The organism is Variovorax sp. 05N34 (genome assembly GCF_056397405.1).
In genome coordinates this window covers 193,185-213,160 of the sequence record NZ_JBFTNI010000002.1, presented here as the reverse complement: position 1 = coordinate 213,160, position 19,976 = coordinate 193,185, and the positions used below count along the sequence as shown (strand labels likewise).

The 19,976-nt window shown below is 63.7% G+C and carries 19 protein-coding genes; 9 read left to right on the top strand and 10 right to left on the bottom strand.

Going from position 1 to position 19,976, the window contains the following annotated elements; translation table 11 throughout:
• Window positions 1-121 precede the first annotated feature (121 nt).
• Together AC1DMA_RS05370 and AC1DMA_RS05365 are read left to right on the top strand one after the other, a co-directional pair.
• Window positions 122-844 carry a DUF2628 domain-containing protein gene (locus AC1DMA_RS05370; protein ID WP_478143511.1) on the top strand — a complete coding sequence of 241 codons (723 nt, stop codon included), beginning with the start codon at window positions 122-124 and terminating at the stop codon, window positions 842-844.
• Window positions 845-1,035: 191 nt separating this feature from the next.
• On the top strand, window positions 1,036-2,256 hold the full coding sequence (locus AC1DMA_RS05365; protein WP_478143510.1) for a cytochrome P450: 1,221 nt from the start codon (window positions 1,036-1,038) through the stop codon (window positions 2,254-2,256).
• 15 nt (window positions 2,257-2,271) lie between these two features.
• On the opposite strand, the gene AC1DMA_RS05360 is transcribed toward AC1DMA_RS05365, so the two are convergent.
• Entirely contained in the window at window positions 2,272-2,958 is a 687-nt protein-coding gene (locus tag AC1DMA_RS05360) for a TetR-like C-terminal domain-containing protein (protein ID WP_478124084.1), read from the bottom strand.
• A gap of 118 nt (window positions 2,959-3,076) precedes the next feature.
• On the opposite strand from AC1DMA_RS05360, the gene AC1DMA_RS05355 reads away from it, so the two are divergent.
• The 3 genes from AC1DMA_RS05355 to AC1DMA_RS05345 are packed head-to-tail and all read left to right on the top strand — an operon-like array spanning window position 3,077 to window position 6,635.
• The gene (locus AC1DMA_RS05355; RefSeq protein WP_478143509.1) at window positions 3,077-4,516 is read left to right on the top strand and encodes a carotenoid oxygenase family protein; all 1,440 of its coding nucleotides are present in this window, start codon (window positions 3,077-3,079) and stop codon (window positions 4,514-4,516) included.
• Between the two features lie 26 nt (window positions 4,517-4,542).
• A complete protein-coding gene (locus tag AC1DMA_RS05350) occupies window positions 4,543-5,103 on the top strand; it encodes a hypothetical protein (protein ID WP_478143508.1) in 561 nt (186 codons plus the stop codon).
• A gap of 53 nt (window positions 5,104-5,156) precedes the next feature.
• On the top strand, window positions 5,157-6,635 hold the full coding sequence (locus AC1DMA_RS05345) for a cytochrome P450 (RefSeq protein WP_478143507.1): 1,479 nt from the start codon (window positions 5,157-5,159) through the stop codon (window positions 6,633-6,635).
• 21 nt (window positions 6,636-6,656) lie between these two features.
• Here AC1DMA_RS05345 and AC1DMA_RS05340 read toward each other — a convergent pair whose 3' ends face one another.
• Entirely contained in the window at window positions 6,657-7,127 is a 471-nt protein-coding gene (locus AC1DMA_RS05340; RefSeq protein WP_478143506.1) for a MarR family winged helix-turn-helix transcriptional regulator, read from the bottom strand.
• Between the two features lie 113 nt (window positions 7,128-7,240).
• Between AC1DMA_RS05340 and AC1DMA_RS05335 the strand changes: the two genes are divergently transcribed.
• The gene (locus AC1DMA_RS05335; protein WP_478124079.1) at window positions 7,241-8,440 is read left to right on the top strand and encodes a 3-hydroxybenzoate 6-monooxygenase; all 1,200 of its coding nucleotides are present in this window, start codon (window positions 7,241-7,243) and stop codon (window positions 8,438-8,440) included.
• 15 nt (window positions 8,441-8,455) lie between these two features.
• Here AC1DMA_RS05335 and AC1DMA_RS05330 read toward each other — a convergent pair whose 3' ends face one another.
• The 4 genes from AC1DMA_RS05330 to aspA all read right to left on the bottom strand — a co-directional run bounded on the left by AC1DMA_RS05330 (window position 8,456) and on the right by aspA (window position 12,510).
• Window positions 8,456-9,118 (bottom strand): ATPase, encoded by a 663-nt coding sequence (locus tag AC1DMA_RS05330; protein ID WP_478124078.1) that lies wholly within the window; start codon window positions 9,116-9,118, stop codon window positions 8,456-8,458.
• Between the two features lie 21 nt (window positions 9,119-9,139).
• On the bottom strand, window positions 9,140-9,511 hold the full coding sequence (locus AC1DMA_RS05325) for a hypothetical protein (protein ID WP_478124077.1): 372 nt from the start codon (window positions 9,509-9,511) through the stop codon (window positions 9,140-9,142).
• A 107-nt stretch (window positions 9,512-9,618) separates the two neighbouring features.
• Window positions 9,619-11,064: an MFS transporter gene (locus tag AC1DMA_RS05320; protein ID WP_478143505.1), complete on the bottom strand. Its 1,446-nt coding sequence runs from the start codon at window positions 11,062-11,064 to the stop codon at window positions 9,619-9,621.
• Window positions 11,065-11,088: 24 nt separating this feature from the next.
• Window positions 11,089-12,510 (bottom strand): aspartate ammonia-lyase, encoded by a 1,422-nt coding sequence (gene aspA / locus AC1DMA_RS05315; protein WP_478124075.1) that lies wholly within the window; start codon window positions 12,508-12,510, stop codon window positions 11,089-11,091.
• Window positions 12,511-12,657: 147 nt separating this feature from the next.
• Between aspA and AC1DMA_RS05310 the strand changes: the two genes are divergently transcribed.
• Window positions 12,658-13,353: a nitroreductase gene (locus tag AC1DMA_RS05310; protein ID WP_478143504.1), complete on the top strand. Its 696-nt coding sequence runs from the start codon at window positions 12,658-12,660 to the stop codon at window positions 13,351-13,353.
• A 21-nt stretch (window positions 13,354-13,374) separates the two neighbouring features.
• On the opposite strand, the gene AC1DMA_RS05305 is transcribed toward AC1DMA_RS05310, so the two are convergent.
• The 3 genes from AC1DMA_RS05305 to AC1DMA_RS05295 all read right to left on the bottom strand — a co-directional run bounded on the left by AC1DMA_RS05305 (window position 13,375) and on the right by AC1DMA_RS05295 (window position 16,508).
• The gene (locus AC1DMA_RS05305) at window positions 13,375-14,292 is read right to left on the bottom strand and encodes an ornithine cyclodeaminase family protein (RefSeq protein ID WP_478124073.1); all 918 of its coding nucleotides are present in this window, start codon (window positions 14,290-14,292) and stop codon (window positions 13,375-13,377) included.
• A gap of 63 nt (window positions 14,293-14,355) precedes the next feature.
• Window positions 14,356-15,006 (bottom strand): M23 family metallopeptidase, encoded by a 651-nt coding sequence (locus AC1DMA_RS05300; RefSeq protein WP_478124072.1) that lies wholly within the window; start codon window positions 15,004-15,006, stop codon window positions 14,356-14,358.
• A 317-nt stretch (window positions 15,007-15,323) separates the two neighbouring features.
• Window positions 15,324-16,508, bottom strand: coding sequence for an amylo-alpha-1,6-glucosidase (locus AC1DMA_RS05295; protein WP_478143503.1), 1,185 nt, complete (start codon window positions 16,506-16,508; stop codon window positions 15,324-15,326).
• Between the two features lie 124 nt (window positions 16,509-16,632).
• Between AC1DMA_RS05295 and AC1DMA_RS05290 the strand changes: the two genes are divergently transcribed.
• The gene (locus tag AC1DMA_RS05290) at window positions 16,633-17,820 is read left to right on the top strand and encodes a lipocalin family protein (RefSeq protein WP_478143502.1); all 1,188 of its coding nucleotides are present in this window, start codon (window positions 16,633-16,635) and stop codon (window positions 17,818-17,820) included.
• A gap of 9 nt (window positions 17,821-17,829) precedes the next feature.
• On the opposite strand, the gene AC1DMA_RS05285 is transcribed toward AC1DMA_RS05290, so the two are convergent.
• Window positions 17,830-18,615, bottom strand: coding sequence for an AraC family transcriptional regulator (locus tag AC1DMA_RS05285; RefSeq protein ID WP_478143501.1), 786 nt, complete (start codon window positions 18,613-18,615; stop codon window positions 17,830-17,832).
• Between the two features lie 112 nt (window positions 18,616-18,727).
• Here AC1DMA_RS05285 and AC1DMA_RS05280 point away from each other — a divergent pair, with 112 nt between their 5' ends.
• Window positions 18,728-19,975 carry an MFS transporter gene (locus AC1DMA_RS05280; RefSeq protein ID WP_478143500.1) on the top strand — a complete coding sequence of 416 codons (1,248 nt, stop codon included), beginning with the start codon at window positions 18,728-18,730 and terminating at the stop codon, window positions 19,973-19,975.
• The last annotated feature ends 1 nt before the right edge of the window (window position 19,976 follow it).

The window sequence follows — 19,976 nt, the reverse complement described above, 5'->3', positions numbered from 1 at the left end:
GGCCCCTTTTCCTTTCCCTTTCCCTTTCGCGCTCCACGGCAAGTCGGGATTCACAGCGAGTTAACTCCCTGTTACGCTTTCGGGGCTCATTTTTTGCCTGATCCCGAAAGGACCGCCATCCATGTTTTGCGCTGAATGCGGCACGTTGAACGGACCCATGCATGCCCTCTGTCCAGGTTGCGGCATCAGCGTCAAAAAGGAGCCCATCGGGCGCGGCGGCACGACGCAACGTCCAAGCCTGCTCGGCCGGCTCGACAGCGACCGCGATGCCCAAGAGGGTCTGCAGGAACTCTACGCCGCTGCGGTCGGGCCGAAGAACCGGGAACACTACCTCGCCAGGTTCGCGCTCTTCGATCACCGGCGCAAGACATCGGCCGGCTGGCACTGGCCGGCTTTCTTCGTGACGCTCTATTGGCTGCTCTACCGAAAGATGTGGGGCAAGGCCGCCATCTACTTCTTCCTGCCTTACATGCTGTTGGTTCCAGCGGCAGCCCTCGGGCGGGCGGTGCCGGTGGTCGTCATCGTCGGCTACTTCGTCTATGTGCTGGCCATCTTCATCTTGCCGCCGCTCTTTGCCGATGCGGCCTATTACCGCCATTGCGAGCGCGTGATCGAGAATGCGCGGGCCGTGAATCGGAGCCAGGAAGGGCAGCTTGTGCTCGTCGCCCAAAAGGGTGGAACAAGCAGCGTCGTGCTCATCGTCGCTTGCGTGCTCGGTCTGTCGATGGTCCTTGGCATTTTTGCCGCTCTGGCGATGCCTGCGTACAAGGACTACGCCTCGCGTGCAAAAGCGCCGCGAACTGTCAACACCGAGATTGGCCAGTCGTTGCGTCATTCCGCGTGACTCCCCCACGCTCGACGGCGTGCGGCCATGTCTTCCTCAAGAAGGATGAGCCCTCGCGCGACGCCGAAGTCTTGACAAGCGCCCGGGTGCGGCCGATTCTCGGCATGACCCTGATTGAGGGCACATGGAGGTCGATGATGGAGGAGAAACCGGAAATCGCCTGTGCGGCGAAAACATCGCGAGCGAGCATCATGTCGATGCCGCTCGATGCGCTCAATCCGTCGGATCCGCAGTTGTTCGTCGACGACACGATCGGCGACGTCTTCGCGCGGCTTCGTCGCGAAGCGCCGGTGCACCGTTCGCACAGTGGCATCGAAGGCATTGGCGACTTCTGGTCGGTGACGCGCTATCGCGACATCATGCATGTCGAGACGCACCACGAGATCTTCTCGTCCGACTGGTCCAAGGGCGGCATCACACTGATGGATTTCCCGCCCGGCGAGCAGCAGTTGCAGATGTTCATCGCCATGGACCCGCCCCGGCACGACGAAGAACGCAAGGTCGTGAGCCCGATCGCCGCTCCGTCGAACCTGGAGACCTGGGAGGGCCTGATCCGTGAACGCACGCGCAAGGTGCTCGATGAATTGCCACGCAACGAGCCCTTCGACTGGGTCGACCGCGTGTCGATCGAACTCACGACGCTGATGCTGGCAACGCTTTTCGATTTTCCGCTGGAGGATCGGCGTCTGCTGACGCATTGGTCGGACATGTCCACCGCTAACAAGCGCACCAACCCCGATGCGCCTGAGCCTGACGTGCGCATGGCCGAGTTGCGCAAGATGCTCGCTTACTTCACCGGACTTTGGAACGAGCGCGTCAACGCGCCGCCGCGGCCCGATCTGGTGTCGATGCTGGCCCACAGCCCGACGACGCGCAATATGGGGCCAATGGAGTACATGGGCAATCTTGTCTTGCTCATCGTGGGCGGCAACGACACGACGCGCAACTCGATGACGGGCGGCCTGCTCGCACTGCACGAGCATCCCGCGGAAATGGCCAAGCTGCGCGCCAACCCTGCCTTGATCGACAGCCTCGTGCCGGAGATCATCCGCTGGCAAACGCCCCTGGCATACATGCGGCGAACCGCGACACAAGACACCGAACTCGGCGGCAAGCAGATCCGCAAAGGCGACAAGCTCGCGATGTGGTATCTCTCGGCCAATCGCGACGAGGAAATGATTGCCGAGCCGGAGCGCTTCATCATCGATCGCGAACGCCCGCGCCAGCACCTGTCGTTCGGCTTCGGCATTCATCGCTGCGTGGGCAGCCGGATCGCCGAACTTCAGCTCAAGATCTTGTGGGAAGAGTTGCTGGAGCGGTTCAGCGCGATCGAAGTGGTCGGCCCGCCGACGCGCGTGCGATCGTCATTCGTGCACGGGTTCTCGCAGTTGCCGGTGCGCGTGGTCGACTGAGGGCGGTGCACTTCATCATTGAGGAGGGCGGCGCGCATTGAATACGGCGCTCAGCAGCGATTGCCAGTTGGTCTCGTCCGGCCAACGCGACATCACCGCGTCCAGGCGGCCATCGATCAGCAACATGGCAAAGCCATGCACCAGCGCCCATCCGGCAATCATCGTGGCTCCCTGTTCGGGCGTGACTTCGGCATCCGTTGTCGGCGCAAGGCCCAGCCGGTCCGCTGCCGCGCCGGCCAGTGCCGCGCGGGCCTGGTCGGCGGCCTCGCGCAATGCGGGGCGCGTCATGTCGAGGCGTTCGCCGCGAAACATGAGCAAGAACAGGGCGGGGTGCTCCCGCGCGAAGGTGACATAGGCGAGGCCGGCCGCGTCGAAGCGTGCGCCTGGCGACGAGCCCTCGTTGCCCGCGGCGCGCAGGGCCTCGGCAAACTGCCGAAAGCCCACCGCGGCGAGCTCGCTCAAAAGGCCGGTCAGATCGCCGAAGTGATTCTTGGGCGCGGCATGCGAGACGCCTGCGGCGCGTGCCGCGGCGCGCAGCGTGAGCGCTTCGAGTCCCTGGCTTTCGATGATGTCCTGTGCGGCCGCAAGCAGCGTGGCGTGCAGCGCGCCGTGGTGATAGGGTGCAGGCGCTTCGGCGGCGGCCTTGCGGCGACTGCGTGAGGCGAGTGGGGCGGCGTTCCGGCGCTTTGGCGATGCAGGCATGGAGTTCTCGAAGGTCAAAAGTCAGATGTTGACGCCGTCAATTTTACTTGACTTTTATCTTCGATCGTCTTTCAATACCCGGTATTGACAGCGTCAATATGAATTTCGAGGAGTCGATATGTCCGCTGAGAGTCCCGCACGCACCAATGTCTTCACGCCGCCGCGCCGCGTGAACGGCAGTCCTATTTCTTTTGAAGCCGATGCCGCGATCCTCCCGATCGTTGGCGAGTTGCCTCCAGGACTCAACGGCACGCTGTATCGCAACGGCCCCAATCCGCAGTTCCCGAGTGCCGATGCACACCTGTTCGGCGGCGACGGGATGCTGCATGCCTTTGAGCTGTGCAATGGCCGCGCCAGCTATCGCAACCGCTGGATCCGCACCGCCCATTGGAAAGCCGAGCATGCCGCCGGCCGTCGCTTGTTCGATGGATTCGGCCGCCCGATGCCCGACGGCGGGCCCGCCGCCGGGGTGGCTGACGAAGGTGTCGCCAACACGCACGTTGCATGGCACGCCGGGCGTTTGCTCGCGCTGGAGGAGGCGCACCTCCCGGTCGAGATCGAGCCCGGCACATTGGCAACGCGCGGGCCTTTCGATTTCGGCGGCGGGTTGAAGGGGCCTTTCACCGCGCACCCGAAGACCGATCCGGTGACCGGTGAACTGGTTTTCTTCGGCTATGGGACGAGCGGCCCGCTCTCCAGTGGCATGACCTACGGCACCATCGATCCGGCGGGTACCGTGACGCGCTTCGATCGCTTCGAGGCGCCCTTCGCGAGCATGGTGCATGACTTTGCAGTGACGGCGCGGCATGTGCTGTTCCCGGTGCTTCCTCTGACGGCAAGCATGGCACGCGCCGAACGCGGCATGCCGCCGTTTGCGTGGGAGCCGGAACTCGGCGCGCGCGTGGGCGTGCTGTCGCGCAACGACCCCATCGAAAACATCCGGTGGTTCGAAGGCGAGGCCGGCTATGCCTTCCACGTGATGAACGCCTGGGAAGAGCAGGATGCGCGGGGCGGCACCCGCATCGTCGCCGACGTGATGCGCTACGACGAGCCGCCGCTGTTTCCGCACCCGGACGGCCGACCGACGGACCCGCGGCGCAGCGTGGCACGAATGTGCCGCTGGACCTTCGATCTGGCTGGCGCAAGCAACCGCTTCGAGCAACGGCAACTCGATGATCTCGCGGGCGAGTTTCCGCGCATCGACGACCGCCGCGCCGGCCTGCCGTATCGCCACGGCTGGTATGCCTGCCAGCGCGAGCCCATCTACGGCGCGGGAAACGAAGGTCTGGCGCACTTCGACGCCGTCACCGGCCGCCGCACGCTGCACTACCTTCCGCCGGGCGACCGCGCCTCGGAGCCGGTGTTCGTCCCCCGCAGCCCAGACGCGAAAGAAGGCGACGGCTGGTTGCTGGCGACCGTCTACCGCGGCGCCGAATGCCGCAGCGACCTGGCGGTGTTCGATGCGCAATCATTGGCCGATGGACCGATTGCGACCGTTCAGCTTTCGCATCGCGTGCCCTCGGGATTCCACGGCAGCTGGCTCCCGGCTGACCACTGAGCCGTTTGCTCTTTTCAGGAGAAATCATGAGCATCCTCTGGAGCTTCTCGCCCTTCATCGTCTTCGCGCTGTTATCGCGGCAGGTGCCGGTCACCACGGCCCTCTTCGTGGCCGCCGCTGTAGCCGTTGCCATGATCGTCCGCGACCGCTTTCGCCATGCGGGCAGCATCAAGATCCTCGAAGTGGGCACCGCGATTCTTTTCGCCGGCTTGGGCTTCTATGTGCTTGGGATGGGCGGGGACTGGAACATCATCGAAGTGCGACTGGCCGTGGATGGCGGCCTCTTCGCGATCGTGCTCATTTCGATCCTGATCGGCCAGCCCTTCACCATTCAATATGCCCGCGAGCGCGTTCCGCCCGAAGTCGCCGCGCTGCCGCAGTTCAAGACCATCAACTATCTGCTGAGCGGCGTCTGGGCATTGGCCTTCCTGGTAATGACGCTCGCCGATTTCGTGATGGCTCGCGTGCCGTCGGTACCTCTGTGGATTGGCATTGCGGTGACGGTGGCGGCAATGGCAGGCGCGATCTGGTTCACGAACTGGTATCCGCAATATCGGCGCCGTCAGGCCTCAAGCGTGGCCTTGTGAGTGCCGTCCGGAGCATAGGCAGTCAGAGTTGATCGCGCTATGCTGCCCGGATCATGGAACGCACCACGCTTGATCGCACTGCGCCGCCGAAGTCTGCGATGCCAGGTGCCACCCGTCGCCTGGAAGACTTGCCGGGTCCGCGCGGCATTCCGCTGCTTGGCAATCTCCTGCAGATCGACGCGCCCCGCATGCACCGGCAGCTCGAAGACTGGTGCGCCGAGTTCGGTCCTTTCTTCAAGCTGAAGCTTGGAAAGGCGACGATGCTCATCGTCGGCGACCATCAGGTGGTCGCCACGATGCTCCGCGATCGGCCGGACGGATTTCATCGCACCAGCAAACTCGAGGGCATTGCCAAGGAGATGGGGCTGAAGCCCGGCCTTTTCGGTGCCCGGGGTGACGACTGGCGCCGCCAACGGCGCATGGTGATGTCCGGCTTCGATCCGGCGCACGTCAGGGACTACTTTCCATCGCTACAGAAAGTCGCCGAGCGGCTCGGCAGGCGTTGGTCGAAAGCAGCGCGCGATGGCGTTGTCATCGACTTGCAGTCCGACCTGATGCGCTACACGGTCGATACCATCGCCGGGCTGGCGTTCGGTGCGGAGGTCAAGACGCTGGAGTCCGATGGCGACGTGATCCAGAAGCACCTCGACAAGATCTTCCCGGCCTTGCTGAGGCGGCTGACGGCGCCGTTGCCGCTGTGGCGTGTGTTCCCCACAGCCGCCGATCGTGAATTGGCGCGAGGCGTGGTCGCAGTGAACAAGGCGGTGGACGGGTTCATCGCTCAAGCGAGGCGCCGGATGGAAGCGAATCCCGATCTCCGCGCACATCCCCGCAACCTGCTGGAAGCCATGATCGCTGCGGCGGACGAGCCCGACAGCGGCATCAGCGACATGCAGGTCGCCGGCAACGTCATGACGATGTTGCTGGCGGGTGAGGACACCACCGCCAATACCATCGCCTGGATGATCGATCTGCTGTGGCGCCATCCGGCAACGCTGGCGCGCGCGACTGACGAGGTGCGCCGTGTCGTACCCGACTCGGGGATCCCGACCTTCGAACAGGCCGGGGAACTCGACTACATCGAGGCTTGCGCGCACGAGACCATGAGGCTCAAACCGGTGGCACCGTTGATCGGGCTGCAGGCCGTGAATGACACAGTCATCGGCGACGTGGAGGTGCCGGCGCGTACTCCGATCTTCAGCCTCATGCGGCGCGACAGCGTGAGCGACAACCACGTGCCCGACGCGGCTGCATTCAAGCCGGAGCGTTGGCTGGACGGTGCTGGCCCCGGCGCCCTCGCCAGCAGTGCCAAGCGAACGTCGATGCCCTTCGGCGCCGGGCCTCGTATCTGCCCGGGGCGCTACCTGGCGTTGCTCGAAATGAAGATGGCGATGGCGCTCCTGCTCAGCCGTTTCGACATCGAGCGCATCGACACGCCCGACGGCCAGCCGGCGCGCGAACGTCTTTCGTTCACGATGACGCCCGTTGGCTTGACCATGCGGCTGCACGAACGCATGGCAGCGACGGCCTAGCTCCGCCGGATGGAGCCTTCGTCAGCCGTCGCTGGGCGCGCGGCTCAACTCGTTGTTGGCAGTGACGACCGACCTGATCATGCGCATGAATTCCTGCTGATCCTTCTCTGACAAGGGCTCCAGGATGCGCTGCTGGGCGCGCATCATTGCTGGCTGCACGTCGTCGAGCAGCGCCAACCCCTCGTCCGTCAGGGTCAGCAGGCGCACGCGGCGATCGTCGGGGGACGCACTGCGCATCATCAAACCCCGGGCTTCCAGTCTGTCGATGACGCCGGCAACCGTTGAAGTGTCGAGCCCGATGGACCGCGCCAGCGTTCGCTGGTCGATGCCGGGCGATCTGCGCACGGCCTGAAGTCCGGCGTATTGAACCGGCGTGATGCCGTGAGCTTCGGTTTCCTGCAGAAAGATCGCAACGGCGATCTGTTGCAGCCGTCGGATGTAGTGGCCGGGAAGAGTCTCCAGATCAACAGGTGCCGCGTCGGTTTTTTTCATGCAATTGAAATGGGCAAGAGGCTTAGGGTTAACCCTTTAATGGTCGAAATTATTCTATGTCTACACTAATGATCAGTGTGCTGATGATCAGTACACCAGATCAGGAGATGAACATGAATGCAGGGCAGTCCACGCTTCCGGTACTGGTTGCCGGCGGCGGTATCGGCGGCATCGCGGCTGCCTTGGCTTTGGTACGGCAAGGTTTTTCAGTGAAGGTGCTGGAACAGGCCAGTGAGCTTGGCGAGATCGGGGCGGGCATCCAGCTCGGCCCCAATGCTTTCGCCGCGTTCGATGCCTTGGGCATTGGCGAGATCGCCCGGACTCGCGCGGTCTATACCGATGAAATGGTGATGCACGACGCGCTCGACGAGACGCTGGTCGGGCGCATCCCCACGGGCGAGGCGTTCCGGCAGCGCTTCGGCAACCCGTACGCGGTGATCCATCGGGCAGACGTTCACAAGTCGCTGCTCGAAGGCGCGGAGGCGTCCGAGCGCATCGAGGTGCTGACTTCAACCTCGGTGCAGCGCATTGAGCAGGATGCGGATGGGGTGATCGTGCATGACGCCAGGGGCAACACTCACCGCGGGATTGCATTGATCGGCGCGGACGGCGTCAAGTCCGCGGTGCGCCGGCAGTACGTGGGCGACGAGGCGCGCGTGTCGGGCCATGTCGTGTACCGGGCGGTCGCGGACAAGAAAGACTTCCCGGCCGACCTGCAATGGAACGCCGCCAGCATCTGGGTAGGCCCCAACTGCCATCTCGTGCACTACCCACTGCGCGGCGGCGAGCAATACAACGTCGTCGTGACCTTCCACAGCCGCGAGAAAGAAGAGTGGAGCGTGCGCGAAGGCAGTCGTGAGGAAGTACAGAGTTATTTCGAGGGCATCTGCGCCAAGGCGCGCCAACTGATCGATCTCCCCAAGGACTGGAAGCGCTGGGCGACGGCCGATCGCGAGCCGATCGGCCAATGGACCTTCGGCCGCGCCACGCTGCTGGGTGACGCGGCGCACCCCACGCTGCAATACCTGGCGCAAGGCGCCTGCATGGCGATGGAGGATGCGGTCACTCTGGGCGAGGCTCTGCGCGTCAGCGGCAATGACTTCGGCAAGGCCTTCGAGCTTTACCAGCGCTCGCGTGTCGCACGCACCGCTCGGGTCGTGCTGTCCGCGCGCGAGATGGGGCGCATCTTCCATGCGAAGGGCGTCGAGCGTCTCGTGCGCAACGACCTCTGGAAGGGCCGCACCCCGGAGCGCTACTACGACGCCATGGAGTGGCTGTATGGCTGGACCGTCGACAACTGCCTTGCCGCCTGAAGATGTCCGGTTTTTTCAGGAGCGCCGTGGATTCGGCGCCTTGGTCTTTCTGTCGGCAAGCTCGAAGGCCGCAGCAACGATGGCCTTTGCCCAATGGGGGACCTTGTCGAGCTCCGCGTGCGAAACGATCCCGCCGTTTTCCATGTGCAGCACGAGAACCGGCTGCGGTCTGATCCCCGCTTTCGGGTCGCCGTCGATGCTGTTGTCGTACACGCGCAGGCTCGCCAGGTGCGGCAGCAGCCTGATCAGGTTGGCTCGGCTGCTCGTGTAGCGCTCCCTGATCTTGGCTTCGGGAATGGCGTGGCCACCGGCTTTCACCCTTTCCTGCACGCGCTCGATGTGCTTTTCGGGCGAACTCAGGCCCGCATACCAGATATGGACCTCGGCGCCGTTGCGGGCCCCTGCGAGCAGCAGATCGGGAATGGTTCGGGCGCCGAGCGTCGTCTCGAAGGCAAAGTTGAGCCCTTCGGCAAGCGCGCGTTCGAGGCCGATGCGGCCCATTTCCCACGCTTGCCCGTTGGCCGACTCGAGCGTGAGCGCCGGATTGGCGTCCCGCAGCGTGCGTGCTGCCAAGTCGGGATTGAAATAGGGGACTTTGCGAGCCTGGAGCGCCGCGCCGCCGATGCTGCTCTTGCCGGCGCCATTCACGCCGGCGAGAACGAAGATGCGGGCGACCATCTATCGAGCGACGTCCAACAGCTACTTCTTGGCCGGCTTGCCGCCGGCCGCGCGGACGGCGGCCTTGCCGAGTTCGGACGGAGGCATCGAGAATGCGTCTTCCATTGCCTGGGCGGCTGCGTCGCCCTGCATCCGGGCAAACATGTCGTCGAACTGTTTTGTGAGGGCATCCAGGTCGGGCTCGGCCGCCTGCTCCAGGGCCAGATATCGGTCAATGGACATGAGCACCATGGACGGCTCGTCATGTCGGGTGACCACCACGGCACCATGCGCCATGACGGCACTGGTTACCTTTTGCATGCCGGCGACCAACCGCGTAGCCGAGAAGGCGGGCAGGCCGCGCGTGAAGCGATCAATGGCTTCGGGTCTTGAAATGGCTGCACTGCTGGACATGAGAAGCTCCGATGAACGTCTGGTTTACCCAATTTGGGGATTTTAGTCATTTTGGTTAAAACCTGAACAGTCGCCTGAGTTTGCCAGAGGGCGACAGTGGCATTCACTCAGTTTCGCCGCGACACGGCCACTCCTGCGAGAGGGTCGAGCCGTATCGTCATGAGCGTGGCGGCGGCCATCAGGAGGCCGATCGCAAACCAGCCGTGCCGGAAATCGACGAGCGCCAGGGTGGAGGCATCGCGCAATGCCTGCGATGCACCGAGCACCGAAGCGGCCAACGCCACCGCAAGTGCCATCGACACCTGCTGCAGCATGGTGGCCAAAGCGCTCGCGCCGGCGCGCAGGTCGTCCGGCACGTCGGCAAAGGCAAGCGTGGTGATGGCGGTGAAGTTCATCGATCGGACCATGCCCGCAACGAACAACAGCACGCATACCACTGGGAGCGGATCGCCGGGCGATATCAGTCCGCATGCAAACAGCGTGATGGTGCACAGCGCGCCGTTGACCCACAACACGCGCCGGAAGCCGAAACGCCGGAGCACGGTGGTGGTCGCGCTTTTCATCGCGAGATTGCCGGCCATGTAGACCAGCAGCATCGAGCCCGCCTGAAAGGCATTCATGCCGAAGCCGATCTGGAACATCAGAGGAAGCAGAAAAGGCGAAGCGTTGATCGCCACTCGCGACATGAACCCGGCCGTCGCAGAGGAGAGCATGAAGGTCGGGACACTGAGCGCTCGCAGATCGAGCATCGGATGCGTGGCGCGTCGGGCATGGCGTACGGACGCTATCGCGGCCAAGGTGCCGACGGCAAGAAGGGCGGCGGTGAAGCCGTTGCCATCGTGGACTTCGCCCAAGCGCGTGAAGCCTTCGACCAGCATTCCCAGGGCCAGCGCCGTCAAAAAGAAGCCCAGCGCATCGAAACGTGCCTTGCTGTCGGCCGCCCGGCGTGGAAACAAACGCAGGATCAGCCATATACCCAACATCCCGATCGGCACGTTCAGCAGGAAAATCCAACGCCACGATGCATGCGTGGCGATCAATCCTCCCAGCGGCGGGCCAATCACCGGTGCGATCAGCCCAGGCCAGGTAATCATGCCGATGGCTTCGATGAGCCGGTGCCTGGGCGTTTCGCGCAAGACCACCAGGCGCCCTACGGGAGACATGAATGCCGCCGCAAATCCTTGCAACGCGCGCGCGGCGATAAATGCTGCAAAAGACGGCGCGAGGCCGCAGACGAGCGACGCGAGCGTGAAGATCCCAATGGCAGTGGCGAACACCGTGCGCGCTCCGTAACGCGCTGCGCACCAACCTGCGGCAGGCACGAACATCGCCATTGCGATGAGGTAGACGGTGACGCCCATGCTGGCATCGAGCGTGTCGACGCCAAATCCCGCGCCGATGGCCGGGAGCGCCGTGACGATGATGGTGGAGTCCAGCGTTTCCATGAAGAACGCCGCGGCCACTGTGAGCGCGATGCGGGAGGAAGCGGAGCCGGTCGAATCGTCTTTTTCTTGCGCGCTGTCGTTCATGACGACAGTGTCGTCTACCGGCATGAAGCCTGCATAAGGCTTGGCGCTTTAGCTCGCGCGCCGGGTTTCCTCGTAAATCCGCGGCTGTGTCAGGACCTCATGGCGAAGCGCGTGCTCCAGTTCCGCTTCGGTCATGAGCTTGCGCCGCAGCACGACCTCGCGCACGTTGGTGCCGTTGGCATAGGCTTCAGCAGCCACTTCGGTCGCTTCCTTGTAGCCGATGATCGGATTGAGTGCCGTGACCAGCGCAATGGATCGCTCGATGCTTTCCTTCAGGCGATCCGGATTGGCCGTGATGCCTTTCACGCACAGGTCAGCCAATGTGGTGCAGGCATTGGTCAGATGCTTGAAGCTGCGGAACAGCGAGTTGGCGATGATCGGCTCGAAGGCATTGAGCTGCAATTGCCCGGCTTCGGCCGCAAAGGTCACCGTCACGTCATTGCCGAACACCTCGAAAGCCACTTGGTTGACGACCTCGGGGATCACCGGRTTSACCTTGCCCGGCATGATCGACGAACCCGCCTGCATCGGCGGCAGATTGATTTCGCCAAAGCCCGAGCGCGGACCACTGGAGAGCAGCCGCAGGTCGTTGCAGGTCTTCGACAGCTTCACCGCCACCCGCTTGAGCACACCCGAGAGTTGCACGAAGGCGCCGCAGTCCTGCGTGGCTTCGATGAGGTTCGGCGCGGTCGAAAGGTCCAGCCCCGTGATCTCGCGCAGGGCGGCGAGTGCCTTGCCGGCGTACTGCGGATGCGCCGTGATGCCCGTGCCGATGGCAGTGGCGCCCAGATTGATTTCGAGGATCAGTTTCGAGGCCTCGTTCAGCCGTGCGATGTCTTCCTCGACCATCACGGCATAAGTCGAGAACTCCTGCCCGAGGGTCATCGGCACGGCGTCTTGCAACTGCGTGCGCCCGATCTTCAGAAGATGCGCGAACTCTTCGGCCTTGGCGGCGAACGCCCCACGCAGATGTTCCATGGCCTTGAGCAGGCGTTCGATCGCAAAACAGGTGGCAATGCGAATCGCGGTCGGATACACGTCATTGGTGCTCTGCGCCATGTTGACGTGCTCATTCGGGTGCAGGTATTGGTACTCGCCGCGCCGATGGCCGAGGATTTCAAGCGCGCGATTGCAGATCACCTCGTTGGCGTTCATGTTGGTCGAGGTGCCGGCGCCACCCTGGATGACATCCACCACGAACTGGTCATGCAGCGAGCCGCGCCGGATCTCGCGGCAGGCGCCGACGATCGCGTCGCGCAGTTTGTCAGGAAGCAGGCCGAGTTCTGTATTGGCCGCTGCCGCCGCCTGCTTGACAGAGGCCAGTGCATTGATCAATTCAGGGTAAGCGGAAACCGTGGTGCCTGAGATCTGGAAGTTCTCCTTGGCGCGCAGCGTGTGCACGCCGTAATAGGCATCGTCGGGAACCTCGCGGTCACCGAGCAGGTCGTGTTCGATCCGTACGTTGCTCATGTCGGCTCCTGATCATGGATGAATGGAAGCATGGAAGCGCAGGCGAAAGAGGCCAGGCTCATCCTACGCGCGCCGCATGCGTTGGTGAAGCAAGGTGTTTCGATGGGCTCCCTAGAATGGTCGGCCAAGGTCCAATCAGGCTCCGACATGAACACAGCGATACCCGACCCGTCCCTTGCGTTGGCTTTCGATGCCGTACTCGATGCGCGCTACAGCTGCCGCGGCTACCTGTCCGCGGTAGTGCCTCGTGACACCATCGAAGCGATCTTGCGCAGCGCCCAACGTACGGCTTCCTGGTGCAACTCCCAGCCTTGGCAGGTCGCCGTGACGAGCCCGAGTGCCACCGATCGGCTGCGAGAGGCAATGGCATCGCCCGAAGGTCTGGCCGATCAGGGCTTCGACATTGCGCCGCCGGCTGAATACCGCGGCGTCTATCGCGATCGGCGACGCGAATGCGGATTCGGCCTCTATGACAGCGTAGGCATCGCGCATGGTGACCGGGTTGCGTCCGCAAGACAGGCGGAACTGAACTTCAGCTTCTTCGGCGCGCCGCACATGGCGCTCATCACGACGGAATCCGCACTGGGTGCGTACGGCGTACTTGATTGCGGCGCCTACGTCAGCAACTTCATGCTCGCGGCGCGCAGCCGCGGCGTGGCCTGCATTGCACAGGCGGCCGTCGCTTCACGCTCGAAGTTCCTGCATCGCTGGTTCGGCATTCCGGACGATCGGCAAGTCGTTTGCGGCATATCGTTCGGCTACGAGGACCCAGAGCATCCGGCCAACCGCTTCCGGACTTCGCGCGCCGACCTCGAAGAAGCCGTGCGTTGGATCGAGGATTGATGCGGGGACCGAACCTGCGTTTCAAGACGTCGCGGAGGGTACCTTCTCTGCATCCATCAAGCGCTCGTACACGAGGCCCGCGCTGACGATGTCTTCGACGGCGACGCCGACCGATTTGAAAAGGGTGATGTCGTCGGCCTGCTGTCTGCCTGGGTGGGTGCCGGCGATGACTTCGCCAATCTCAGCAAAGATGCTGCCGGCGGCGATCACGTCGCCCGATTCCCGAGACGCCGCTTCATGCGACTCGACATAGAGCCTGCAGCGCGACAGCACTTCATCATCGAGTTCACGCCATTCAGGGCGCGGTGCGCCCACTGCATTCACGTGCGTGCCGGGTGAGAGCCACCGCCCCGACAACACCGGTCTGCTGGAGGTGGTCGCGACGACCACCACGTCGGCGCCGCGGACAGCGTCCTCCGCGGATGCTGTTGCACGGGCCCCATGCTCTTGCGCAAAGGCCGCAGCGTTGTGCGGGCTCCAGACGCGGACATCGTCGATCTGCCGAACCATCCTTATGGCCTCCAGATGGCTTCGGGCCTGAACGCCGGAACCCAGAATGGCCAGGGAAGAGGCCTCCGGGCGCGCAAGGAGCTTGGTCGCGACAGCCGAGACCGCTGCCGTGCGCATCTCGGTGATCAGGCGGCCATCCATGGCGGCCAGGGGCTCGCCGGTCTCTGGCCGAAACAGCATGATCAAGGCGTGATGGGTTGGGGTGCCCCGGTTCTGCGGGTAAAAGGTGACGAGCTTGGCGCCAAGCTGGCCGGATGCATACGCGGGCATCGAGAAGAAAAATCCGTGGTGCGCATCAATGGGCAGCACATTGCGCAATGGCTGAACGGCATGTCCGGCCGACAGCGACAGCAAGGCTTTCTCCATGGCCGGGATCAGCGCGTCCATGCGCAAGAGCCGGTGCACCGTCTGTTCGTCGATGATTCTCATGGATCCGAAGTTGGCATCGGCGGGGCGGCAATGTCAACTTGCAGCCCGTCCGATCGACTTTCGTCACGCGGAAAGCTCGCGGCTGTTGGCGTCCTTGGCAAAGGCTTCAAGGTAGGCGGCGGGATCGATGTGCTCCCCGTTTTCGAGAAGCTCGAAGTGCAGATGCGGTCCGGTCGATCGACCGGTGGATCCCACGTCGGCGACATGTTGGAGCGGTGTCACCTCATCACCCCGACGCACCACCAGGCGCGAAGCATGCGCGTAGCGCGTGACAAGCCCGTTGCCATGATCGATCTCGACGAGCTTGCCGTAGCCGGGCTTTCTGCCGGCGAAGCTGACACGCCCGCTTGCGGAGGCGCGAATGGGCGTGCCCTTGTTGGCGACGAAATCGATGCCCGAGTGAAAGCGTGTGCGGCGCTTGAATGGATCGACTCGATTGCCGTATGAAGAACCAATGCGTGCGTCGTGAACCGGCGGGCGTCCTGGAGTTGATTCCCAGGCGACGGTGGTCTGTGCCTTGGCCTTGAGCTTGCGCATGGGCAGCATCGCGTCGAGGGTATCTCTGGCCGCCAATTCGGGACCGCCGCTGTCCTGATGATCAGCGTGGTGCGAGCAATGATGGTCGAGTTCGTCGAGTTCAGTGTGGGCGAGCCTGATGCCCATCGCGATCCCTGCTGCAAAGGCGATGGCGGAGATTCCTGTGGTTGCCAACATGGCAATCGTCAGCAGCCGGCGCCGCCTTGCCGCGCGAAGAGGTCGGTGATGCAGATGGCTACCAGTTTTGAATTCGGACAGGCGGCTGACCTGCATACAAACCTCCAAGAAATCATTGAAGGCCGATGTAGGACCCTCCCTAGATGGATGAGAGGGCATCAGGGCGCTATATCTCTCGTTGACGTTGGATATGCGCTCTTCGCCCGGTTGACTCCATTGTTTGCGGCCACCGTCGCAACCGAAATGGGAAAGCTCTGAGTGCCTTCAGATACGTCCTGTACAACGGGAAAATTCCACGAAGCTCAAAGAAAGGGATCTCACCAAGCCGTTCCCTCGCCGAGAAGAGCCCGCCTGGCGAGCAGAAAGGTCGCCGCATTCCAGCTCTGGCCGGCCATGCCCATCGGCGCGAGCGTGCGCCCGTGAAACCATTCGGTGAAGCGCCAGCCGTCCAGTTCGTTCGTGCGCGCGAGTTTGGCAAGCTCGGCCCATGCCATCTCGTGCATTCCCAGCCGAGCCAGAGCCATCACCCAGAAGCCACCGACGAAAGGCCAGATGCCGCCGTTGTGATACTGGTGCACGAGGTTCTGCTGGTGGCGCGCCATGTAGGCCCGCCAGAGCGCGTGGTGATGCGACATCGGATGCAGCACCACGCGCACCGGATAAGGTTCGCATGCATGCGCGGCGACGATGGACTTGACGATGCGCTTTGCCATGGAAGCATCGGCCAGCCCACTCTGGATTGCGAGGATGTTGCCGAACACGTCGCCTTCGTTGCCGACGAACGAGAGATTGACGAAGCTGAGATAGAGCCCCGGGTCCCGCCGCCCACGGCGCGCATAGTGCCGAAGCAGTCGCGCGCGGTGGTATTCAGGCAGGTCGCGCTGGAATGGATTGAACAGGTGATTGGAGTGGCGCTGCGTGGCCTCGGCGTTGTCGAGCGCATAGCGGCGCTTGACGTCATACCAGAGCGCATTCGTATAGAGAACGTAGCCGGAGCGCGGCATGATGTCCGCCCAGTCGCTGGCCTCGTTCTGCTGCAGCAATCGGAAATGCTGGTGCTCTTGTGCGAGCAGCCATCCGATCGCGCGATTCACCTCGCCATCCCAGCGTGACGACTCGACTCGGCCATGGCGCCGCACATGGTCCACGGCGATGAGCCACCATAGAGTTGCATCGATACAGCCCAGGTACCAGAAGTCCGCGTCCAGACCTTCCGGATCGACGTACTTGGGGATCTGCCCGTTGCCCGCCTGCTGCGCCGCGAGCGCATCCAGGCTGGCGGCAGCGCCGTCTTCCAGCGCCGGCACGCCGCTGCCGCACATGGCCATCACGCAAATTGCGGCGTCGCGGCCGAAGATGCGCGTATAGCGCCTGGCCTCGGCTGCCTCCGTGCGGCTTGCCGCAAGAATGCCGTGCCGCGTGAGGTTGCGTGTCAGGAGATCGAGCGATGCCTGGGTGCAGGCTTCGATGAGCGAAAGAGCAGGGGCGTCGAGGCTGGTCATGGGTGTCTATGGTCGCGCAAGAATGCCGCCAGGGCGATTTTCCTCAGTGCTTGGCTAAGATGTCGGCCGATCGAGTGCACGCCAAAAGACGCGCAGGACGCGCAAGACGAAAGGACGCCCGAGCATGAACGCGAACGATCCCGCTCCTAGACGCCGTAGGCACTCCACCTCCGGCGGTCCGCGCTCTTATCGGAAGCGATCGCACAAGAAGGGATTGCTGGCCTTCTTCGCGACGGTCATTGTGGTTGGAGCGGTCATCGCAGCGGGCGTGCTGTATCTCTCGGACACCGAACCGAGTCCGGTTGCCGCCGCAGCCATCGCGCCAACGGCCGAAACCCGAAAACCCGCCGAGCGGACTTCCGCACTTCCCCCGCTCAACCTGCCCGCCGACGATGCACCCCACGGCTCGGCCATGGAATGGTGGTACTACAACGGCTTTCTCGGAGCGAAGGGCGGCCCTCGCTATGCGTTCCACATGGTTGTCTTCGTGGCCAATGGCCTGGTCAAGCACACGGCCATGCATGCGGCGCTGACCGACCTTCAGACCGGCAAACGCTACGTAAGCCAGACCCGCACCGCTGGCGTCCCCACGACGAGCGTTCCGAACGGTTTCGATTTCAAGCAGGAAGGATGGCAGGCGTCGTCGTCGCCTTCGTCGCAGATGCTGCATGCTGACTTCGACGGTGCATCCATCTCGGTCGAGCTGAAGGAGTCGGGCCCGACAGTCGCGCATCGTGCCCCCGGCTCTGAAACGCCGGGCGTGCTCGATTTCGGCAACAGCGGGATCAGCTACTACTACTCGCGCCCCCGGCTTTCGGCGCAAGGCACCGTCGCCGTCGGCGCGAAGTCGCTCCCGGTGTCCGGCGAAGTGTGGTTCGATCACCAGTGGGGTGAATTCGACGTCTTGTCCCTGGGCTGGAACTGGTTCGCGCTTCATCTCTCGGACGGGTCGGACCTGATGCTCTATGAGCTTTTCGACATGGACGAGCGGAAAGTCATGACCGCAGGCACCTTGTCGAATGCCAAGGGATCGGTGCCGATCAAGCCGGGTGAGATCGAACTCATGCCGGGCGCGGCGTGGACCAGTCCGAAGACGAACATCAGGTATGTGCTCGACTGGAACATCAAGCTTCCGGCTGGCGTCCTGAAGGTGCAGCCCTTCGCGTCCAACAGCGAGTTCGATTCGGGCGGAACGACCGGAAATGTCTATTGGGAGGGGCCAGTGAAGGTGACCGGCGATCTGCAAGGCGAGGGGTTCCTGGAGTTGAGTGGCTATGACCGTCTGAGCGCGAAAAAAGCAAGGGGCAAATAAGGGCCGACTTCAGCGGAAAAATTCGCTCGGCGGAAGGCCGAACTGACGCTTGAACATGGTCGCAAAAGCGCTCGGGCTGTCGTAGCCCAGTGCGAGCGCGACGTCGACCACCTTGGCGCCGGTGGCGAGCCGCTCCAGGCCGTGCAGCAAGCGCGCCTGCTGCCTCCATTTGCTGAAGGTCATGCCGGTCTCGCGCGCGAAGACGCGCTGCAAGGTCTTGGCGTCGACGGACAACAGCCCGGCCCATTCGCCGAGCGTTGTCGCGTCGTGGGGCGCTGCCAGCAGGCGCGCGCAGATGCGGTGCAGGCGTGCGTCGGTGGGCTGTGGCAGGTGCAGCGGCAACACCGGCAGCGCGTGCAGTTCATCCAGCAGCAAGCGCATCACCCGACCGTCGCGCGAATTCTCCGTATAGCCTGGAGCCACTTCAGTGGCCGCCTGGATCAATTCGCGCAGCAGCGGCGAAATGCCGACCGCATGCGAATGCGTGGGCAGCTGCGGTGCCGCTTCCGGACGCACGTAGATGCTGCGCATGCGGAGCTCGCCGATGCAACGAATGGCGTGCGGAAGGCCGGCCGGCATCCAGATGCCGCGCGTGGGTGGGACGATCCACCGCCCCTTGCCGGCGCTCACCATCATGACCCCGTGCACTGCATAGATCAGTTGGCTTTTGGTGTGCGCATGCGGCGCGATCATGTGACCAGCCGGATAGTCGGTGGCCCTGCAGCTCACGGGTGCCGGGTGGCTGTCGACTTGCGCCAGGAAGTCCGGGTCCGGTGCCCGGGCGGTGCGGCTCATGCGGGTGTCCTTTTCGCGAAGATCGCAGCCCGAATGGCGTGCGACAGGCTCTGATGCTAGCGTTACGATCCGCTTTTTTCGCAAGCCTCGCGCGAAATTTCGCGCCCACACCATGTCTTCGACAGCTACTGCCCACACATCACCCGGTTCCGCGGCATCGACATCGAGCGGTGTCTCCTTCGGCATCCTGGGAGCCATCAGCGCCTCTCACCTGATCAACGACATGATGCAGTCGCTGATCCTCGCGATCTATCCGGTGTTGAAGGGGGACTTCCACCTGAGCTTCGGCCAGATCGGGCTGATCACGCTGACCTACCAGCTGACCGCCTCGCTGTTCCAGCCTTTGGTCGGGCTCTATACCGACCGCAAGCCGGTGCCGTACTCATTGCCGGTTGGCATGGGTTTCACGCTGTGCGGCCTGGTGCTGCTGGCGTTTGCGCCAAATTACGCCATGCTGCTGCTGGCGGCCGCGCTGGTGGGCACCGGCTCGTCGATCTTTCATCCGGAGTCATCCCGCGTGGCGCGCATGGCGTCCGGTGGGCGGCACGGGCTGGCGCAGTCGCTGTTCCAGGTTGGCGGCAACACCGGCAGCGCGCTCGGACCTTTGGTGGCCGCGGCGGTGATCGTTCCCTTCGGCCAGCGCAGCGTGGCCTGGTTCGGGCTGGCGGCCCTGCTGGGTATCGTGCTGCTGTCCCAGGTGAGCCGCTGGTATGCCGCGCATCACGCCGCAGCCAGCGCGCGCGCTGCGCGAAGGCCCGCGGCCGCGCCACTGCCGCGCGGCAAAGTGCTCGGCGCCATCGGCGTGCTGCTGTTGCTGATTTTTTCGAAGTACTTCTACATCGCAGGCATCAGCAGCTTCTACACCTTCTATCTGATAGAACGCTTCGGGCTCTCGGTTCAGAGTTCTCAATATCACCTGTTCGTCTTCCTCTTTGCCTCGGCGCTGGGCACGCTCGCCGGCGGGCCGATCGGCGATCGCATCGGACGCAAGCCGGTGATCTGGGCATCCATCCTGGGTGTGGCGCCGTTCGCGTTGCTGCTGCCGCATGCAGACCTGTTCTGGACGACGACGTTGACGATCCTGATCGGGCTGATCCTGTCGTCCGCGTTCTCGGCGATCCTCGTCTATGCGCAGGAACTCATCCCTGGCAAGGTGGGCATGGTTTCGGGGCTCTTCTTCGGCTTTGCCTTCGGCATGGGTGGCCTGGGCGCTGCGCTGCTGGGGCTCCTGGCGGACCACACCAGCATCGACTACGTGTACCGTGTCATCGCGTACCTGCCGCTGCTGGGCGTCGTCGCCGTGCTGCTGCCGAACATCGAGCGGCCGCGCCGCACCTCCGGGCCTGCCGTTCGCACCTGAG